The organism is Corallococcus silvisoli (assembly GCF_009909145.1).
Taxonomy (GTDB): Bacteria; Myxococcota; Myxococcia; order Myxococcales; family Myxococcaceae; genus Corallococcus; species Corallococcus silvisoli.
Window position 1 is genome coordinate 199,913 of record NZ_JAAAPJ010000009.1, and the last position, 22,544, is coordinate 222,456.

The 22,544-nt window shown below is 72.2% G+C and carries 1 protein-coding gene (cut by a window edge); it reads right to left on the reverse strand.

The features are described from left to right. Window positions 1-22,544, reverse strand: partial view of a non-ribosomal peptide synthase/polyketide synthase gene (locus GTY96_RS19590; RefSeq protein WP_161665495.1) — the 3' portion only. Its footprint extends 14,548 nt past the window's final position; 22,544 of the gene's 37,092 nt are visible here — the last part of the coding sequence; its start codon lies beyond the right edge, outside the window — the gene reads right to left on this strand; it ends in the stop codon at window positions 1-3.

The window sequence follows — 22,544 nt, forward strand, 5'->3', positions numbered from 1 at the left end:
TCAGGCCTCCCGCAGGGCCTTCGCCAGGATGTCCGCCACGGCCTGGACCCCGGGCTCGCGCAGCAGCGTGTAGTGGGTGCCGGGCAGGGGGTGCGACTCCAGCCGCGCCCCGACGAGCGCGGACCAGCCGCCATCGAGGGTCCTCGCCTCCTCGATGAGGTCCGCCGCCTGGAAGCGCAGCACGCGCTGATCCATCGCGGGCGGGTGGTAGCGCCGCGCGGCCTCGAGGTTGGCTTCGAAGACGCGGAAGAGGGCCGTGGCATTCGAGGCCTCCACTCCGGGCGGCAGGGCGCCAGCCCGGACGGCGGACTCCAACACCCTCGCGAGCGCGGCCTCGGGCTCCAGCGCCGCCAGCTCCGCGGTGTCCAAGTCCAGGTGCTCCAGCGACACGCCCATCAGGTCCTGCGCGAACAGGCCCACCGCCAGCGCGCGATCCAGGTCCGGCTCCGGGGCCGGGACGGTCTCCGGGACATACGAATCAACGAGCGCGACCAGCGCCACCACCTCGCCCGCGGCTCGGAGCTGGTGCGCCATCTCGTAGGCGATGACGCCCCCCAGGGACCAGCCGCCCAGGAAGTAGGGCCCGGTGGGCTGGACCTCCTTCAGCGCGTGTACGTAGCTCGTGGCCATGGCCTCCACGGTGCCCAGCGGTTCGGCCGCGCCGTCCAGACCTCGCGCCTGGAGCCCATAGAAGGGCTGCTCCGGGCCCAGCCTCCGCGCGAGCTCCGCGTAGGCCAGCACGTTGCCGCCCACCGGATGCACGCAGAAGAACGGCGGGGCGGCACCCGTCCCGTCCTTCGTGAAGGGCACCAGCGGCGTGAAGGGCTTCGCTTCCTCGGCCTCGCCCAGCAGGACCGCGAACCGCTCGACGCTGGGCGCCTGGAAGAGGGTCGACAGCGGGAGCTTCCGGCCCGTCTCCCGCGCCACCGCCGCCATCAGGCGCACCGCGAGCAGCGAGTGACCTCCCAGTTCGAAGAAGCTGGTCCGCACGTCCACCGCCGACAGCCCCAGCGCTTCGGACCAGATCCGCTCCAGCCGGGCCTCTCGCGCGTCGCGAGGCCCCACTCGGGCCTCCATGCCCACGACGTCCTCCGCGGGACGGGGCAGGGCCTTGCGGTCCACCTTGCCGTTGGGCGTCAGTGGCAGGACGGCCAGCGCGACGTATGCCGCCGGCACCATGTAGTCCGGCAACGCGCGCTGGAGGTGGCCCCGGAGCGGCGCGGTATCCACCTCCGGGGCCACGTATGCCACGAGGCGCGGCAGGCCCGGCACGTCCTCGCGCACCAGGACCACCGCGTCCCGGACGCCCGGGTGCGTGCGCAGCATGACCTCGATTTCGCCCAGCTCGATGCGGTAGCCGCGCAGCTTCACCTGGAAGTCCACGCGCCCCATGAAGTCGAGCGTGCCGTCCTGCCTCCACCGGACCCGGTCGCCCGTGCGGTACAGACGCGCTCCGGGCTCCGCGCTGAAGGGGTGGGGGATGAAGCGCTCCGCGGTGAGGTCCGCCCGGTTCCGGTAGCCCCGCGCGAGCCCCTCACCCGAGATGAACAGCTCGCCGGGTACGCCCACGGACACGGGGTTCAGGGCCGCATCCAGGACGAAGGCGCCCACGTTGAGCAGCGGCTTGCCGATGACGGGCGTCGCCTGCGGGGCCCCTTGTACGCACCAGGTGGTCGCCACCACGGTGCCCTCGGTGGGGCCGTAGGCGTTGAAGGTGCGCATGCGCGGCGTCTCCGCGAGGAGGCGCCACGTGACCTCATCCATCGCCTCGCCTCCGATGAACGCGATGGAGGGCACATGCGGCTGCTCCAGCAGCCCGGCCTCCAGGAGCAGCTTGAGCTGCGACGGCGTGCAGTCCATCGCGTCGATGCGGCGCTGATCCAACCACGCGAGCATCGCCTCCGGATCCTGGCGCACCGCCTCTGGCACGATGCACAGGCAGTGGCCCTCCAGCAACAGGAGCCACTGCGCCACCGACGCGTCGAAGTAGAGCGGCGCGTTGAGGCTCACCCGCATGCCCCGGGGCACCCGGGCGTAGCAGTCCTCCATCAACGCGCGGTGCAGGTGCGCCAGCGAGCGGTGCTGGATCATCGCGCCCTTGGGCATGCCCGTGGAGCCCGATGTGTAGAGGACGTACGCGAGGCACCCCGGCTGCACACCCGAGCGCGGATTGCCCGGCGACAGCGCGTCGATGCGGCGTGCCTCCACGTCGAGCCGCACCAGATGCCGCACCGCCGGCTGCCACGCTTGTGCCAGGGCCTGGGTGGTGAGGAGCACGGCCGCGCCGCTGTTCTCCAGGATGAAGGCCCTTCGCGCGGCGGGAGCGGCCGGGTCCAGGGGCACGAAGGCGCCTCCCGCCTTGAGGATGCCCAGCAGCGCGACGATGGCCTCCGGCGAGCGCTCCAGGCAGAACGCCACCGGCACGTCCGGGCCCACCCCCAGCGTGCGCAGGTAGTGCGCGAGCTGGTTGGCGCGCACGTTGAGCTGGTGGAAGGACACCGTCGTATCGCCCATCACCACGGCGGGGGCCTTGGGGGTGCGCGTCACCTGCTGCTCGAAGCGTGTGTGGAAGGGGATGTCCCCCGCGAAGTCGGCGGTCTCGCCGCTCCACTCCTCCAGCACCCACTGGCGCTCTTCGGCCGTCAGCAGGGGCAGCGCCTCCACCGTGGCATCCGGCGTGGCGACGGCGCCCTCCAGCAGTTGGATCAGGTGCTCCGTCAGTCTCCGGGCCGTGGCGGGCTCGAAGAGGTCCGTGCTGTAGGAGAGGACGCCTTCGAAGCCGCGCTCCGTGCGAACCAGGCTCAGGTCCAGGTCGAACTTCGTCGTGGGCAGGTCCACCTCCACCGGGCGCAGCGTCAGCTCCGGCAGGCGCACCTCGGACTCCGGCAGGTTCTGGAGCACGAAGAGGGCCTGGATGAGCGGCGTGCGCGACAGGTCCCGCGTGGGCTGCACCGCTTCGACCAACCGCTCGAACGGGAGGTCCTGGTGCTCGTACGCTCCCAGCGTGACGGTGCGCGCCTGCGCGATCATCTCCCGGAATGAAGGCCGGCCGTCGAACCGCGCGCGCAGGACCAGCGTGTTGACGAAGAAGCCGATCAACCCCTCCGTCTCCGCGTGACGCCGGCCCGCGATGGATGTGCCCACCAGCAGGTCGTCCTGCCCGGAGTAGCGGTGAAGGAGCGTCTGGAAGGCCGTGAGGAGCACCATGAAGGGCGTGGCGCCTTCCTGCCGCGCCAGCGCCTCCACGGCGTCACTCAAGCCCGACGGCAAGCGCACCGGGAAGGCCGCGCCGCGCGACGAACGCTGGGGCGGGCGGGGCTTGTCCGTGGGCAGCGACAGGGCCAGCGGGGCCCCAGCGAGCTGCTGCTTCCACCACTTCAGCTGCGCCTCCAGCACTTCGCCCTGGAGCCAGGAGCGCTGCCAGACGGCGAAGTCCGGGTACTGCACCGCCAGCGGCGCGAGCGACGGCGGCTGGCCCTGGCGGAAGGCCTCGTAGAGCGCGGTGACTTCTCGCACCAGGACCGCCACGGACCAGCCGTCGCCAATGGCGTGGTGCAGGCACATGAGCAGCACGTGCTCCTGATCCGCGAGCCTCAGCAGGGTGAGGCGCGCCAGCGGCCCCACGGCGAGATCGAAGGGCCGGAGCGCGTCCTCGCTCGCGAGCCGTAGCGCCTCCGCTTCACGTGAGTCCTCGGGAAGCGCCGTGAGGTCCACCACCGACAGGACTCCCGTGGGCGCGGCGTGGACGTGCTGGCGGGGTTCGCCTTCGTGGGCGACGAACGTGGTGCGCAGCGATTCGTGGCGCTGGACCAGGGCATCGAAAGCCTGCTGGAGCGCGGACACGTCCACCGTGCCGGACAGGCGCAGCGCGGTGGGCATGTTGTAGAGCGGGCTGCCAGGGTCCAGCTGATCAATGAACCACAGCCGCTGCTGCGCGAACGACAGCGGGTGCGGCCCCGGTGACGTGGCCGGCCTGAGCGGCGGCAGCACGGTGGCCGCCGGCGCGGACGGGAGGCGCTGGGCGAGGGCCGCCAGGGTGGGGGACTCGAACAGCGCTCGGACCCCCACGTCCACGCCGAAGCGGGCGCGCACGCGGGACACGAGCTGCGTGGCCAAGAGCGAATGACCGCCCAGGTCGAAGAAGTGATCGTTGCGCCCCACGACGGGGATGTTCAGCAACTCCTCCCACAGCGCGGCCAGGGCCACCTCGGCGGGCGTCGCGGGGGCTTCGTAGGTGCGCGACGCGCGCAGCAGCGCCTCGGGCGAGGGCAGTGCCCGGCGGTCCAGCTTGCCGTTGGCAGTCAGCGGCAGGGCGGGCAGGGGAACCAGGGCGGACGGCACCATGTACTCCGGCAGGTGCCGGCGCAGGTGTTCGCGCAACGCGTCGCCATCCACCTCCGTCGCCACATACGCGACGAGGCGCGCGTCCCCGGGAACATCCTCACGCACGAGCGCCACCGCGTCCCGCACTCCCGGGTGCGCGCGCAGCGTCGCCTCTATCTCTCCCAGCTCGATGCGGTAGCCGCGCAGCTTCACCTGGAAGTCCAGGCGGCCCATGAACTCCAGCGTCCCGTCCTCCCTCCACCGGGCCTTGTCTCCCGTCCGGTACAGCCGTGCTCCCGGCTCGGCGCTGAACGGATCCGGCAGGAAGCGCTCCGCCGTGAGCGCGGGCTGGCCCAGGTAGCCACGCGCGACACCTTCACCCGCGATGCACAGCTCGCCAGGGATGCCCGCGGGTACCTGACGCTGCCTCGCGTCGAGCACGTACGTGCGCAGGTTGGCCAGCGGCCGGCCGATGACGGGCCGCGGATGGAGGGTGCCCTGGATGGGGAACAAGGTGGCGCTGACGGTGGATTCGGTGGGCCCGTACGCATTGAAGGCGCGCGTGCGCGTCGTCTCCGCGAGCTTGCGCCAGGACGCCATGTCCAGCGTGTCACCTCCCGACACGAGCACGGGGGGAACCCAGGCGCGCTCCAGCAGCCCCGCGTCCAGCAGCGGCTTGAGCTGCGCGGACGTGCAGTCCAGGACGTCGATGCGGTGCCGCTCCAGCCACGCGATCATCGCCTCTGGATCCCGGCGCAGCTCCTCCGGGACCAGGTACAGGCAGTGCCCGTCGAGCAGCTGGATGACCTGCTCGATGGACGCATCGAAGTACAGCGGCGCGTTGACGGTGACGCGCCGGCCCTCGGGCAACCCCGCGAAGAGCGTCCGCTTCAACGCCCGGTGCAGGTTGAGCACGGAGCGGTGCCGCACCATCACGCCCTTGGGCGTGCCCGTGGAGCCGGACGTGTAGAGGACGTATGCCAGGTGCTCCGGCCCCGCGAGCGGCGGCGGTGCCTCATGAGGTTGCGTCGACAGGACGACGTGCTCCGTGTCCAGGCACACCGTGGGGGTGCCGCCCGCCCAGCCGTCCTCGGCCAGGCGTGCGGTGGTCAGCACCACGGATGCGCCGCAGTCCTGGAGCAGGAACGTCTTGCGCGCAGCCGGCGCCTTCGGGTCGAGCGGCACGAAGGCCCCTCCGGCCTTGAGCACCGCGAGCAGCGCGACGATGGCCTCCGCCGTGCGCTCCAGGCACAGGCCCACCGTCACCTCCGCCCCCACGCCCAGCGCGCGCAGGTGCCACGCGAGTTGGTTGGCCCTCGCGTCCAGCTCCTGGAAGGAGAGCGTCGTCTCCGCGTCCACCACGGCGGGCGCGTCCGGCGTTCTCGCGGCCTGCTGTTCGAAGCACGCATGCAGCGGGATGTCGCGGTCGAAGTCCACGCTTCCGCCGCTCGCCAGCGCCGAGAGCCGCGCATGTTCGTCCGCGGAGACGAGGGACACGCTCGCCAGGGGTGTGCCGGGCTGGACGCACACGGCTTCCAGCAGCATCCGCAGGTGGTCGCCGAACCGTTCGAGCGTCGCGCGTTCGAACAGGTCCGTCGCGTATGTCAGCCTCCCCGCGAAGCCGTCCGCGTCACGGCTCAGGTCCAGGCCCACCTCGAACTGCGAGGTGGCGTTGCCGTCGAAGGGCGCCGGCTTCAGGGTGAGGCCCGTCAGTGACAGCTCCGGCAGCGGTGCGTTCTGGAGCGCGAACATCGCCTGGAAGAGGGGCGCGCGGCCCAGGTCCCGTTCGGGCTGGATGGCCTCCACCAGCTTCTCGAACGGGATGTCCTGGTGCTCGTATGCGCCCAGCGTGGTGGCGCGCACCTGGGCCAGCAGCTCCCGGAAGCTCATCCCGTCGCTGAAGCGGCCGCGCAGCACGAGCATGTTGACGAAGAAGCCGATGAGCCCCTCCGTCTCCGCGTGACGGCGGTTCGCGATGGGCGATCCCACCAGCACGTCCTCCTGTCCGGACGTACGGTGCAGCACGGCCTGGAAGGCCGCGAGCAGCACCATGAAGGGTGTTGCCCCCTCCCGCAGGGCCAGGGCCTCCACCTGCTCGGCCAGGACGCGCGACAGGCGCACGGGCACCGTGGCGCTCCGCTGCGTGCCCACCGCGGGCCGGGGCTTGTCGGTGGGGAGCTCCAACGCGGGCGGCGCTCCGGCGAGCTGCTGCTTCCACCACGCCACCTGCGCTTCCAGCACGCCCCCCTGAAGCCAGCCGCGCTGCCATACCGCATAGTCCGCGTACTGGATCGGCAACTCCGGCAGGGGCACGGGCCGTCCCTGATGGAATGCTTCGTAGAACGCCGTCACTTCGCGCACCAGCACACCCAGCGACCAGCCGTCGGACACGATGTGGTGCAGGTGCAGCACCAGCACGTGCTCTTCGGAGGAGAGCTTCAGCAACAGGGCGCGGATCACCGGCCCTCGCGTCAAGTCGAAGGGCTGGCGGGACTCGGCGATTCCCCGCCGCTCTGCTTCCGCGCGCCGCTCCGTCTCGTTGGAGAGGCCCGTCAGGTCCACGGCCTCGAAGGGCACGGTGCCCTCTGGGTGGACGTCCTGAACGGGCTGGCCCGCCTCCATGCGGAACGTGGTGCGCAGGGATTCGTGCCGCGCCATCAACGCGTCCAGGCTCGCGCGCAACGCCTCCGCGTCCAGTGCGCCCGTGAGCGTCAGCGCCAGCGGCATGTTGTAGAGGCTGCTGCCCGGCTCCAGCTGATCGATGAACCACAGACGCTGCTGCGCGAACGACAGCGGCGGCGCGGACGTCCGGGCGGTCCGCACGAGCGGGGGCGCCTGGGTGCGCCGGGCGTTGACCAGCCGCTCCGCCAGCAAGGCCACCGTGGGCGCGCTGAACAGGTCTCCCAGCGGCAGCTCCACGCCCAGCGTCGAACGGATGCGCGACACCACCTGCGTGGCCAGGAGCGAGTGGCCGCCCAGCTCGAAGAAGTCGCCGTGGATATCCACCGCGTCCACATGCAGGACTTCCGACCAGATGGCCGCGAGCGCCGTCTCCAAGGCGTCGCGGGGCGCGGAGGACGTCGCGCCGGAAGCGCGCGGGGCCTCCGGGACGGGCAGGGCCTTGCGGTCCACCTTGCCGTGGGGGGACAGCGGCATCGACGACAGGGCCACGAACGACGCGGGCACCATGTAGTCCGGTAGCTGCTTCTGGACAGCGGCCCTCAGCGCGACCGGATCGAAGCCGTCCCCGTCGGTCACGACGTACGCGACGAGGCGCTTGTCGCCGGGCACATCCTCGCGCAGCACCACCACCGCCTCTTCGACCTGGGGCAGCTGACGCAGCACCGCTTCGACTTCACCCGGCTCGATGCGGAAGCCGCGCAGCTTCACCTGGAAGTCGGTGCGGCCCAGGAACTCCAACGTCCCGTCCGTCCGCCAGCGCACGCGATCACCGGTGTCGTAGAGGCGCTCGCCCGGCGCCGTGGCGAAGGGGTGGGGAATGAACCGTTCGGCGGTCAGGTCCGGGCGCCGGAGGTAGCCCCAGGCGAGGCCGTCCCCGCCCACGTGGAGCGTCCCCGGCACACCCGGAGGGACGGGCTGGAGCGCCGCGTCCAACACCCACACCGTGGAGTTCGTCAGCGGACGACCGATGGGCACCGACCCGACCACGGAGTCACCCGCGCGCAGCGTATGCGTCGCGGAGAACGTGGTGTTCTCCGTGGGGCCGTAGCCGTTGACGAGCACCGCGCCTGGAGCCATCCGCCCCAGGTGGTCACGCACGCGCTCGACGGGCAGCACGTCGCCGCCCGCCAACACCTGCCGCACCGCCGCGAGCGCTTCGCCCTGGCGGAGGACCATCTGCTCGAAGAGGGCGGCGGTGAGCCACAACGTGGTGATGCCCTCGCGCTTCAGCAGCGCGCCCGTCTCCTCCAGGGACAGCGGCTTCGCTGGGGCGAGCACCAGCGTGGCGCCGTTCAGCAACGCGCCCCAGATCTCCAGCGTCGATGCGTCGAACGACACCGGGGCCAGGTGGAGGAACACCTCCTGCGGACCGAAGCGGAGGAAGTCCGCGCCGCGAACCAGGCGCGTGATGCCGCGCTGGGGGACGCAGACTCCCTTGGGACGCCCCGTGCTTCCCGACGTGAACATCACGTAGGCCAGCGCCTCCGCTGGCACCGACACGTCCAGCGCCGTCTCCGGCTGCCTCGCGAGCTGGGCCGCGTCCGCGTCCATCAAGACCTGGAGGTCCACCACCTGCGGCAGCTCATCCGCCAGCGCCTCTTGCGTGACGAGCACGCCGACGCCTGCCTCCTGGAGCATCCAGGTGATGCGTTCCGCGGGGACCTTCGTGTCCACCGGGACGTAGGCCGCGCCGGCCTTGAGGATGCCGAGCATTCCGACGATGAGCTCGAACGAGCGCTCCAGGCACAAGCCCACGCGGTGGCCAGGCCGGACGCCCTGGCGACGCAGGTGGTGCGCGAGCCGGCTCGACGCCGCGTCCAGTGCCCCGTACGTAAGCCGTGAGGCGCCCGCCTTGAGCGCGATGGCGTCTGGCGTGCGCGCGGCCTGCTCGGAGAAGAGCGCGGGCACGGACGCGTCCCGTCGAGCGTCGCGGGTCGTGTCGTTCCATTCGATGAGCAGCCGCTGGCGCTCCGCCTCCGTGACCCAGGGGAGCTGGGACAGCCGCGCGTCCGGCGCGCGCAGGGCCGCCTCCAGCAGCATCCGCAGGCGCTCGCTCATGCCGGCCACCGTGGCCGGTTGGAACAGGTCCGTGTTGTAGAGGAGAGCTCCCTCGAACCCGTCCGCCGTGCGGACCAGCACGCATTGCAGATCGAAGAGGATGGCTTCGGGGGCGGCCTCCACGGGCCTGAGGAGCAGACCGGGGAGCGCGAGCTCCGGGAGCGGCGCGTTCTGGAGGGTGAACGTCACCTGGAAGAGCGGGGTGCGGCCCAGGTCGCGCTCCGGCTGGAGGGCCTCCACCAGCTTCTCGAAGGGGAGGTCCTGGTGCTCGTAGGCCCCCAGCGTGGTGGCTCGCACCTCGCCAAGCAGCTCGCGGAAACGGAGCGTGTCTCGCACCCGCGTGCGCAGCGCGACGGTGTTGGCGAAGAAGCCGAGGAGCGCTTCGGCCTCGGCGTGTCGGCGACCCGCGATGGGTGCGCCGACGATCACGTCCTCCTGCCCCGAGTACCGGCGCAGGAGCAGTTGGAAGGCCGCGAGCAACACCATGAACGGCGTGGCGGCCTCGCGCTTCGCCAGGGCCTCCACCGCCTCGCTCAGCTCGCGTGACAGAGCCACGGGCTGGACGCCAGCGTGGAAGGACTGCCGGGCCGGGCGCGGATGGTCCGTGGGCAGCGCCAGGGATGGCGCCGCGCCGTCCAGCGCCCCGCGCCAGTACGCGAGCTGTCCATCGAGCACGTCGCCCTGGAGCCAGTCGCGCTGCCAGAGCGCGTGGTCGACGGCCTGCACGGTCAGCTCCGGCAGCGGCGAGGGACGCCCGTCCGAGAAGGCGGCGTAGAGCGCGCCCATCTCCCGCACCAGGACTCCCGTGGACCAGCCATCGGAGACGATGTGATGCGTGTTCAGGACCAGCAGGTGCGACGTGGGCCCCAGCGTCATCAGGAGGCCTCGGAACAGCGGGCCCTGTTCCAGGTCGAACGCGGTGCGGATCTCCTCCCGCGTCAGCCGCGACGCCTCCGCCTCGCGCGCTTCCTGCGCCGTCAGGTCCACGTGCCGCAGGGGCATGGGGAAGGGCGGGTGGATGAGCTGGAACGGCGTGCCTTCGTGCGCGCGGAAGGTGGTGCGCAGCGCTTCATGACGGCGCACCAGCTCGTCGAACGCGGACATCAGCACGATGATGTCCAGCGTGCCTTCCAGCCGCAGGACGCTCGGGAGGCTGTAGGCGGTGCCCGCCGTGCCCAGCTGCTCGATGAACCACAGCCGCTGCTGGGCGAACGACAGCGGAAGCACCTCCGGCCTCTCCATCCGGAGCAGCGCGGGCAGCGTGGGCGCGGCGGCCTCCGGCCTTCGGAGCGCATCGACGCGGACGGCCAGCGCCGCCACGGTGGGGCCCTCGAAGAAGGCTCGAAGCGGCAACTCCACTCCGAAGTGCGCGCGAACACGGGACACCAGCTGCGTGGCCAGCAGCGAATGGCCGCCCAGCTCGAAGAAGGCGTCATGCCGCCCCACCGCGGGGACGCGCAGCACCTCACGCCAGAGCGCCACGAGCGTGGCCTCCGTCGGTGTCGCGGGGGCCTCGACCTTACGCCCGGTGACCGAGGAGTCCTCCGGCGCGGGCAGTGCCTTGCGATCCACCTTGCCGCTGGGTGCCAGCGGAAGGGCGGGCAGGGGAACCAGGGCGGACGGCACCATGTACTCCGGCAGGTGCCGGCGCAGGTGTTCGCGCAACGCGTCGCCATCCACCTCCGTCGCCACATACGCGACGAGGCGCGCGTCCCCGGGAACATCCTCACGCACGAGCGCCACCGCGTCCCGCACTCCCGGGTGCGCGCGCAGCGTCGCCTCTATCTCTCCCAGCTCGATGCGGTAGCCGCGCAGCTTCACCTGGAAGTCCAGGCGGCCCATGAACTCCAGCGTCCCGTCCTCCCTCCACCGGGCCTTGTCTCCCGTCCGGTACAGCCGTGCTCCGGGCTCGGCGCTGAATGGATCCGGCAGGAAGCGCTCCGCCGTGAGCGCGGGCTGGCCCAGGTAGCCGCGCGTGACGCCCTCGCCGGAGAAGCACAGCTCTCCCGGCGCCCCCACGGGCACCAGGCGCTGGTGCTCGTCGAGGACATAGGCGCGCAGGTTGTCCACCGGCCGGCCAATGACGGGCACGCGCTGGGCGGCGCCGTGGACGGGCCACGTGGTCGCGTTGATGGTGCACTCGGTGGGGCCGTAGGCGTTGAAGGCGCGCGTGCGCTCCGTCGCCGCGAGGCGCCGCCATGTCGCCTCGTCCAGGGCCTCGCCGCCCACGGAGAGCAAACCAGGGACGTGGGCCTGTTCGAGCAGCCCCGCGTCCAACAGCAACCGGAGCTGCGAGGGCGTGCAGTCCAGCGTGTCGATGCGCTGGCGCTCCAGCCACCCGAGCATCCCTTCCGGATCCAGGCGCACGTCCTCCGGGGCGATGCACAGGCAGTGGCCATCGAGCAGTTGAAGGACCTGCTCGATGGACGCGTCGAAGTGCAACGGCGCGTTGACGGTGACGCGCTGTCCTGGCGGCAGTCCAGCGTAGATGCTCCGACTCAGCGAATGATGAAGGTTGAGCGCCGAGCGGTGCTGCACCATCACGCCCTTGGGCATGCCCGTGGAGCCCGACGTGAAGATGACGTAGGCGAGGTTCTCCGGGTGGGCCACCGGAGGCAGGGGATCCGCTGGGAGCGCCGCCAGGGCGTCCTGCGCCACCTCCAGACACACGACGTGGACCCCATCGGGCCGCCATGCGCGCGCCAGCGCCTCCGTGGTCAGCAGCACGGTGGCGCCAGCGGCTTGCAGCAGGGACGCCTTGCGCGCGGCTGGGACACGCGGATCCAGCGGGACGAAGGCACCGCAGGCCTTGAGCACCGCGAGCAGCGCGACGATGGACTCCGCCGAACGCTCCAGGCACAGGCCCACCGTCGACTCCGCCCCCACGCCCAGCGCGCGCAAGTGCCACGCGAGCTGATTGGATCGCGTGTCGAGTTGCCGATACGTGAGCGCCGTCTCCTCGTACACCACGGCGGGTGCGTCCGGTGTCCTCGCGGCCTGCTGTTCGATGCGCGCGTGCAGCGTGGCACGGGCGTCGAACGCCACGGCGTCGTCGCCACGGGCCGCCAGCAGCCACGTCCGCTCCTCGGGCGTGACGAGGGACACGTCGGACAGCCGGATGCCGGGCCGGGCCAGGGTCTCCATCGCCTGACGCCAGTGCCCCAGGAGCCGCTGACCCGCGCCCGCTGGGAAGCGGTGAGAGTCATGCGTCAATTGGAGCAGGAGCCTCCGGGCCGGAACCACGACGGCCAGCAGCGCGTAGTTCGTGGGCTCTCCGCTCCGAAGGTCCCGCATGTCCAGCACTGTTGATCGCCGCAGCAGGGCCTCATCGACGGGGTAGTTCTCGAAGACCAGCAGCGACTGGAAGAGCGGCGTGCCACGCGGCATGTCGCTCCAGCCCTGCGCGGTGACGAGCGGGAGGTGTTGATGCTGCTGGATGCTCAGCTGCTGGACCTGGATCGCCTGGAGCCAGGGCAACACGGGCGCGTGCTCCGGGGGGAGCGTGACGCGGACCGGCAGCGTCGTGATGAGCATCCCCATCATGGCCTCGGATCCCGGAAGCTCTGGGGGACGGCCAGCCAGGGTGGTCCCGAAGAGGACGTCTCGTTCCGCCCCGTGGCGGGCCAGCACCAGCGCCCACGCCGCCTGCGCCAACGTGTTGAGCGTCAGGTGGTGCTGCCGCGCGAACGCCTGCAGCTCCGCCGTGCGCTCCTCCGAAAGCTCCAGCGACGCCTCCGACAGGCCCCCCACGCCGGAGGGCCGCTCCGCCACGGACAGCTCCGAGGGCAGGGGCGTGGGAGTCGACAGACCGGCGAGCTGCCCACGCCAGAAGGCCTCATCGCCCGAGCGATCCACCTGATGCAGCCACGCGATGTAGTCGCGGAAGGAAGCGCGCGGCAGGGGCGGCGGCGTGGCTCCAGTCCGGAAGGCGTCGTAGAGCGCGAAGAGCTCCTGGAAGAACAGCCCGGTGCTCCAGCCGTCCAGGAGCAGGTGATGGTGGCTCCAGATGAAGCGCCAGTGGAGGTCCGCCAGCCGCACCGCGGTCACTCGCATCAGCGGGGCGCTCGCGATGTCGAAGCCCCGCGCGCGCTCCTCCAACTCCAGCCGCGCGAGGCCGGCGTCCTGATCGCTCGCGGACAGGTGGCGCCAGTCGTGCTGTTCAAACGGCAGGGGCGCGTGCGCGTGGACGGCCTGGAGCGGGACGTCCAGTCCCTCCCAGATGAAGGAGGTGCGCAGCACGGTGTTGCGGTCGATCACCGCCTGCCACGTCTTTTGGAACAACCCGATGTCCACGGGCGAGTGGATCGACCAGGACGTTTGCATGAAGTACACGCCCGTGTCCGGGGCGTAGAGGACGTGGAAGAGCATCCCCTGCTGCACCGGCGAGAGCGGGTAGAGGTCTTCCACCGAGTGCCCCTGCGCGGCGAGCAGTCCATCCAGCGAAGCCTGGGAGAGACGGGCCAGCGGGAAGTCACCGGGCGTCCTGCGGAGGGCATCACGGGAGTGGCGCTGGGTGATGAGGGTCCGCAGCGCGCTCGCGAAGTCCTGGGCCAGGGACTCGATGGTGGCGGCGTGGTGCCGGTCGCGGCTGAAGCCGAAGTCCATTCGCAGCCGGCCATCCACCACGAAGCCGTCGACGGCCAGCAGGTGCGCGCGCGCGGCCTGGGGCGCCACCGTCATGCCGGGGGACTCGGTGCTCAGGGCGAAGAACGTGCTGGCCCCGGTCGCCCGGTCGAGCTGCCCCAGGTAGTTGAAGATCACCTCCGCCGGAGGCAGGGCCGCGAGCCGCTGCCGGACCTCCGCGGGCCCCATGTGGCGCAAGAGGCCGTAACCGACGCCCCGGTCCGGCCACGCCCCCAGCGAGTCGCGCACCGCGCGCAGGCAGTCCCCGGGGGAGCCGCCTTCCGGCAACTGGAACAGGGCGGGGGCCAGCGACGTGAACCAACCGACGGTGCGCGACACGTCCGCGTCCGCGAAGAGCTCCTCGCGGCCATGGCCCTCCAGGTCGATGAGCAGGCGCGACTGGCCCGTCCACTGGCGAAGGGCCATGGCGAGCGCCGTCAGCAGCACGTCGTCGATGCGCGCCCGCCAGGCTCCGGGTGCCTCCTGGAGCAGCAGCCGGGTCTCCTCCTCGTCCAGGTGGATGGACACGGTTTGATGCGAGCCCACGGTGCCGGGTCCGGTGGCATCGGTGGGCAGGGGGGCCACGTCCCTCCGGGCCTCGTCGAGCCATAGGGCCGCCTGCGCTTGCAGGGCGTCGGAGAGGGCGTGGGCCTCCAGCCGACGGGCCCAGGCCAGGAACGACGTGGTCTTGGCGGGGAGCTCGGGCCGCTGTCCCGCGCGCAGCCGCAGGTAGGTGGCCTCCAGGTCCTCGACGAGCACCCGCCAGGACACCGCGTCCACCACGAGGTGGTGCAGGATGAGCAGCAGGCGCGGGTCCTGCCCAGGACCGAAGTGGAAGAGGGCCGCGCGCAGCAGGGGCGGCCGGGCCAGCTCGAAGGACGCCTGGAGTCGCTGGGCCTCCTCCTCCATCCGCGCCTCGCGCGTTCCCGAGGGCAGCGCGGACAGGTCCACCTGGAGCAGGCGGACAGGGGCCATCTCTTCGGGCGCCGCGTCCAGCTGACGCCACCCGTGGGGCAGCCCGTCCTCACGCACGAAGCGCATGCGCAGGGCGTCGTGGTGGAGGACCAACGCCTGGAGCGCCTGCTCCACCTGCGCCGTCATCAACGGCTGCCGCGCCCGGAGCACCAGCGCCTGATTGAAGTGGTGGGCGTGCGTGGCATCGCGTTCCAGCAGTTGGCGCTGGATGGGCGTGAGCGGCACCTCGCCCACCACGGGTCCCTGTTCCGCGAGGCGGACCTCGGCGACACGCGCCACGGCCGCCAGGGCCCCCAGCGTCGGGTGCTGGAACAGGTCGCGCACGAACAGCCGCACGCCGGCCTGCCGCGCCCTCGCGACGGCCTGGAGGCTGATGATGGAGTCGCCCCCCAGCTCGAAGAAGTTGTCCTCCAGGCCCACGCGTTCGACGCGCAGCACCTGCGCCAGGACCGCCGCGAGCGTCCGCTCCATCTCCGTGCGGGGCGCGACGTAGTCCCGCTTCGAGGCGCGCTGGACCTCCGGCGCGGGCAGGGCCTTGCGATCCACCTTGCCGCTGGAGGTCCTCGGCAGGGCCGGCAGCGGGATGAACGTGGAGGGCACCATGTACTCAGGCAGCCGCCGTTGCAGCAGCGCGCGCAGCGAGGCCGGCTCCAGCTCCAGGCTGGCGACGACATAGGCCACGAGGCGCCGCACGCCGGGCGCGTCCTCGCGCACCACGGCCACGGCCTCCCGCACGTCCGCGTGCGAAAGCAGCGCCGCCTCGATCTCGCCTGGCTCGATGCGGAAGCCGCGCAGCTTCACCTGGAAGTCGGCGCGGCCCAGGTACTCCAGGGTGCCGTCGGAGCGCCACCGGGCGATGTCCCCCGTGCGGTACATGCGAGCACCGGGCGTGTCGCTGAAGGCGTCCGGGAGGAAGCGCTCGGCGGTGAGGCCAGGGCGGCGCCAGTAGCCTCGGCCGACCTGCACGCCCCCGATGAACAGCTCGGCCGGGACGCCCACGGGCACCAGCTGGCCCAGGCGATCCAGGACGTACATCGCCGTGTTGGCCACGGGCCGTCCAATGGGGATGACCCGGAGCCCGGCCTCGTCGCGCGGGCACTCCCATGACGTCACGTCCACCGCGGCCTCGGTGGGGCCGTAGAGGTTGTGCAGCGTCGCGTGGGGCAGGCGGGCCTGGGCCCGTCGCACCAGGTCGGCGGGCAGGGCTTCGCCGCTGCACATCACCTGTCGCAGGCGCGTCAGGCCCTCCAGGCCGGGCTCCTCCACGAAGGCACGCAGCATGGATGGCACGAAGTGCACCGTCGTCACGCCCTCGCGCGCCATCAGCGCCACCAGGTAGTCCGGCTCCTGGTGCCCGCCGGGCCGCGCGAGCACCAGCCTCGCCCCCGCCATCAAGGGCCAGAAGAACTCCCACACGGACACGTCGAAGCTGAACGGCGTCTTCTGCAACACCGTATCCGTGGGCAACAGGCCGTAGCGCTCCTGCATCCAGCGCAGGCGGTTGACGACACCCGCGTGAGCATTCATCGCGCCCTTGGGGCGTCCCGTGCTGCCCGAGGTGAAGATGACGTAGGCGAGGGCGTCCTCACCGGCGAGCGGCAGGGGCCGGACGGTGGGCTCGCGCGCGATGACATCCCACTGGGCATCCAGCGCGACGACGTGCTCGACGTGCGCGGGCAGCGCGCTCCGGAAGCGCTCCTGGATGAGCAGCACGGGCGTGCCGGTGTCCTCCACCATGTCCACGAGGCGTTCCGAGGGCGTGGACGGATCCAGCGGCACGTAGGCGGCGCCGGACTTCAGGACGCCCAGGAGGCCGATGACCATCTCCAGCGAGCGCTCCAGACAGACTCCCACCAGGGTCTCCGCGCCGACGCCGCGCGAGCGCAGATGGTGCGCGACCTGATTGGCGCGGACCTCCAGCTGCGCGTAGGTGAGGCGCTGGTCCTCGAACTGGAGCGCGATGGCGTCCGGCGTGAGCGCGGCCTGGGCTTCGAACAACTGGGGCAGGGTGGCGCCGCGCGGGAAGCGGGCGCGGGTGTCGTTCCAGCCGCGCAGCACCTGCTCACGCTCCCCCGCGCCGAGCAGGGGCAGGGTCGCGAGGGGCGCGTCCGGGGCCGCGACGACCTCTCGCGCGAGTCCCAACAGGTGATCCGCGATGCGCGCGACGGTGGCCTCGTCGAAGAGCGCGGTGGCGTACTCCATGCGGCAGGCGAGGTCCGTGCGGCTCTCCAGGACCTCCAGCGTCAGGTCGAACTTCGCCGTGTGGGTGGGGACCTCCACCGGCCCCAACTCCAACGACGGCAACTGCGCCCGGGCTTCCGGCGTGTTGACGACGTTGAGGCTGACCTGGAAGACCGGCATGCGGCTCAGGTCCCGGGGCAGGTCCAGCGTCTCCAGGATGCGCTCGAACGGCGCGTCCTGGCGCGCATAGGCCTCCAGCGCCTGGGGGCGCACGCGGCCCAGCAGCTCGCGGAAGGACGGCGTGCCTTCCAGCCGCGTGCGCAGGGGCAGGGTGTTGACGAAGCAGCCCATGAGCCACTCCACCTCCGGCCGCGTGCGGCCAGCGATGGGGGTGCCCACGACGAAGTCGTCCTGCCCCGAGTAGCGCGCCAGCACCGTCTGGTAGAGCGCCATCATCACCATGAACGGGGTGGCGCCCTGGCGGCGGCCCAGCGCCAGCAGCGGCGCCGAGACGTCAGCAGGGAACGCGAAGCGGTGATGCGCGCCCGCGAAGGACTGGATGGCGGGACGCGGCCGGTCCGTGGGCAGCTCCAGCGCCGGCGCGCCCTGGAGGTGCTGCTTCCACCACGCGACCTGCGCCTCCATCACGCCGCCTTCCAACCAGGCGCGCTGCCACACGGCGTAGTCCGCGTACTGCACGGGCAACGGAGGCAGGGACGACGGCTGCCCCTGCGTGAACGCCGCGTAGTGCTCCGTCAACTCACGAGCGACGACCATGTTGCACCACGCGTCGGACACGGCGTGGTGGAACATGAGCGACAGCACGTGCACCTGGGGCTCCACGCGCAGCAGGCTCGCGCGGACCACCTCCTGCTCCAGGTTGAACGGGACGATCGCCTGGGCCTGGCACAGCCGGATCACCTCCGCCTCGCGGGCCGCGGGAGAGTCCCCTGGCACGTCCAGCAGCGTCAGGGGCACGCCCGACGCCGGATGGACGTGCTGCACCGCCTGGTCCCCCTCCAGCGCGTACGTGGAGCGCAGCACCTCGTGCCGGGCCACCAGCGCGTCCAGCGCGGACTGGAGCGCGGCGATGTCCAGCGCTCCGGTGAGCCGGAACGTGGACGCGTTGTTGTACGCACCGCTCTCGGGCTCCAGTTGCTGGAGGTACCACAGGCGCTGCTGGGCGAAGGACAGCGGCAGCGGCCGACCCCTGGGCGTCAGCGGAATGGGCGGAGGCCCGCTGGGGCCCGCCTGGGCGGCGGTGCGCGCGACGGGGAGGGGCGCGGCCACGGGCGGAGCCGGTGGGGGCAGGCGCGCCGTCAGCGCCTCCACCCGGCCGTCGACGGGAGGACGCGCCACGGGCGGAGCCAGCGAGGACAGGCGCGTCGTCAGCGCCTCCACCTGGCCGTCGACGGGAGAACGCGCCACGGGCGAAGCCGGTGGTGGGGGCACTCGCGTCGTCAGCGCCTCCACCTGGCCGTCCGCGCGCAGACGCGCATGGCGGCCGGTGCGGTACAGCCGCGCGGAGGGTTCCCGGGGATGCGGCATCAGGCGCTGGCGCTCGTCGGCTCCGGCCTTCCACAAGCGCCCGGGGAGCCCGGCGCCCGCCAGGGCCAGCTCGCCCACCACGCCCGCGGGAACGGGCTGTCCGGCCGTGTCCAGCACCCATGCCTGGAGCTCCGCGGGGATGCGCTCTCCGGGGACTCGGGGCAGTAGCGCGCCTTCACCCGCGTCGCCGGACAGGAGCACCTCCACGCCCGCGGCCCGGCGCAGCGCGGAGCCCAGCTCCACCGACGCGCCCTCCAGGACGAGGGTGCCCACTTGGGCCAGGGACCCGCGCACATCCGGCAGCTCGGTCAACGTGCGCGCCAGCCGGGCCGACGTGTGCATCAGCACCGCGCCCGACGCGCGCGCCAGGGCCAGCAGTCCCTCCACTCCCGCGTCGGCCTCCACCAGCACCTGCTCCTGGCGGACGGCGGCCTCCGCATCCAGCGTCTCGCGCACCGTGGCCAGCCGCCGCAGGCCGTCCAACACCACCGGTGTGTCGAGCCCGAAGTCGATGAGCGCCGCCACCTCGTCCACGTCCGCCGCGCGCACATCGCGCAGGCGCCGCAGCGCACCGTCCACCGTGCCGACGAGCCCCGTGGTCTTCGCGTGGTGCTCGAAGGTGTGTTCGAGCAGCGCGTCGATGTCCTCCGGGGACAGCTTCTGGATGTCGCCCTGGTAGCCCTGGGTGAGCAGCAGCGACGAGACGATGTCCACCGAGCTGCGGAAGTAGGCGAGCAGCGGCTGGCGCACCGTGCGCAACACCTCCTGATCGTCATCCCCCAGGTACGTGTGCAGCATGCAGGTGATGTGGCCGCGGCCAGGGTGGCCGTTGCGACGCCACGCCTCGCGGTACAGCGCCACCTTCGGCTTCAGCTCCTCCAGTGAGTGCGCCAGCAGGCCGGTGAGGACGCCCGCGCCCAGCTCGCCCGCCATGCGGAACGTCTCCGGGTTGGCCGTGGCGGTGAGCCACACCGGCAGCTCCTTCTGCACCGGCCTCGGCCGCAGCCCCACCTCCACCGTCGTGCCGGCGCCGCCCGGACGCCGGAACTTCTCTCCGCGCCACAGGGCGCGCAGCGTCGACAGCTTCTCCAGGAGGATGTCGCGCCGCTTCTCGAAGTTGCCCGGCGCGAAGGTGAAGTCCTGCACGTGCCAGCCCGTCGCCACTGACAGGCCCACGCGGCCCCGCGACAGGTTGTCCACCACGGACCACTGCTCCGCGATGAGCAGCGGATCATGCAGCGGCAGCACGACGCTGCCAGAGCGCAGCTGAAGGTTGCGCGTGACGGTGGCGAGGCCCGCCGCCACCACGGCCGGCTGCGGGTACAGGCCACCGAAGGAGTGGAAGTGTCGCTCCGGCGTCCACACGGCGGAGAACCCGTTCGCGTCCGCGAACTTCGCGCCCTCCAGCAGCAGCTCGTACTTCGACCCCTGGAGCGAGTCCTCGTCGTTGGCGAAGTAGATGAGGCTCAGGTCCATCGCCTTCGCGCGCGGCCCCCCGCCGTGCAGTCCCACCAGCCGCGCCGTGACCTGCTCCGGCGGGTACACCACGTGCAGCCCGCGCGTGAGCGCCCATAGCGACTCCAGCTCCGGCCGCTCCGCCGACGCCTCGCTCGCGGACAGCCACACGCCCCCATCCGGCGGCGACAGGCGCGCGTCCAGGCCCGCGAAGAACTCCGACAGCTCCCGGTGGCCCAGGGCCCACGCGGGCTGCCCCGCGCCCGGAGGCAGGAGCCACGCGAGGCCCTCCGCGTCCACCGCCGCGCTCATGAAGGCAACGGCTGGGGCGACCTCCTCCACGTACACGACACGCGTGGCCTCCACGCGGACGGAGGCCACCAGGTCGCGCGTGGTGACGAGCACCGGAACGCGGGCGCTGTCGGAGGCGTAGACCGGCAGCTGCCCCAGGTCCGCGGGGCCCAGCGCGACGCCCGCGCCACCGGCGGACAACACGGCCCACAGCGCGGCCAGCTTCTGCGGCGACGAGCGCAGACACACGGCCACCGGTGTCCCGGCCGTCACGCCGAGGTCCCTCAGCCGCGAGGCCAGTGCGTCCACGCGCGCGCCCAGCTCCGCCCAGCTCCACTGCGTCTCGCCGCGCGAGACGGCGAGCGTGTCCGGGTGGCGCGCACGCCGGTCCGCGAGGACGGTGGGCACGGAGGCGAAGCCCCGAGGGACATGGGGCGCGGGCCAGGCACGACGCTCGGCCTCCGTGGCCAGGGGCAGGCGGGAGACGGGGGTCTCGGGACTGGCGATCGCGGCGGACAGCAGCACCTGGAAGTGCTCCACGAGCCGCGCCACGGTGGCGGCGTCGAACAGCTCCGTCGCGTACTCCAGCGCGCCATGGACGCGGCCGGGAGCCTCGGAGAGGACGAGCGTGAGGTCCGACAGGGTGGCGCCCCATTGCACGGGCGTGCCGGACACCTCCACCAGCGAGCCACGCATGCCGGTGAGCGCCAGCGTCTCCGCGCCCGCGCCCGCGCCGGAGTGGTAGACGAACACCGAGTCCGTCATCCGCCCCCGGCCGATATCCCGGCCCGGGAGGAGGGCCTCCAGCAGGTACTCGAAGGGTACGTCCGGACGCGTTTGCGCATCCGCGACCTCTCCGCGCACCTGGTCCAGCAGCTCGCGGAAGGTCAGCCCGTCCGTGAAGCGGGTGCGGAACGCGGCCGAGTGCGCCACATAGCCGATGAGCGGCAGCAGCTCCGGGCGGGTGCGATTGGCGATGGGCGTGCCGACGATGATGTCCGTCTGGCCGCTGTAGCGGTGCAGCAGCGTCTGCCATGCGGCCAGCACGGTCATGTAGCCGGTGAAGCCCTCGCGGCGCGTGAAGGCCATCAGCTCGCGGGCGAGCGCGGGCGGGAAGTCCACCGACATGCGCGCGGAGGTGAGCGGGGACTCCGGAGGACGGGGACGGTCGGTGGGCAGCTCCAGCTGGCGCGGCATGCCCGCCAGCCGCTGCCGCCAGCCCTGGTCCTGTTCGGGCAGATGGCCACCCGCGATGCTCCGGCGCTGCCACGCGCCAAAGTCCGCGTACTGCACGGGCAGAGGGGGCAGGGGAGATGGACGGCCCGCGAGGAAGGCGTTGTAGAGCTGGCCCAGCTCCTGGACGAAGAGGGCGATGGAGAGCGTGTCGCTGACGATGTGGTGGATGGACGCCACCAGCAGGTGCAGCCGTGTGTCCAGTCGGACGAGGGACGTGCGCAGCACGGGCCCCTGGACGAGATCGAACGGCGTCGCGGCGTCCTCGCGGGCGATCCGCAGCGCCTCCGACTCGCGGGTCTCCAGCGGGCCCCGGAGCTCCAACCGGGCGAGCGGGACGTGCATGTGCGCGTGGAAGCGCTGCACCGGGCGGCCGTCCACGGCGTCGTAGGTCGTGCGCAGGGCCTCGTGGCGCCGGACGATCTCCTGGATGCCGCGCTCCAGCACGTCGGCGTTCACGTCGCCTTCGAGCCGCAGGACGAAGGGGATGTTGTACGCGGACAGGCCGGGCCGGTGCTGCTCCAGGCGCCAGACGCGCTCCTGGACGAAGGACAGGGGCAGCTCGGCGGTGCGCGCGAGCGGCACCAGGGGGAGCTCCACGGAGGCGGCGGCCTGGGGGGCCTGACGTAGCAGCGGCACCAGGCGCTCGGCGATGCCCGCGACGGTGGGGGCCTCGAAGAGGGCGGCCAGCGGGAGCTGGACGCCGAAGGCATCCCGCACCTGATTGAGGAGCTGGGCGGCGGTCAGCGAGTTGCCGCCGATCTCCAGGAAGTCATCGTGCCGGCCGACGAACTCCAGCCCCAGGCGTTCGCGCCAGAGCGCGGCCACGCGCTCCTCCACGTCACCTTGAGGAGCGTCGTCGCGGACGGGTTTCGATGAGGTGGGGGCTGGAGCCCCGATGCGCGCCGAAGGCGGTGCGGGCGCGACTTCAGGTGCTGCGTCGGCTACGGCCGAGCCGGCTTCGGAGGGCTCCGCATCGGCCGTGGAGTCGGCGACCGGCGACACCCACCAGGACCTGGCGCTCGTGCTCGGAGGCGGAAGCGAGGCAGCGCTCCCGGTCGGGGCTTCGGCGTCGGGCGACACCGGCACCGACGTTCTCACCACCACGGGCGCCGGACTTCCTGCATCGAGCGGCGCACGGTCCTCGGAGTCGGAGGGCGCCATGAACGTCGAGG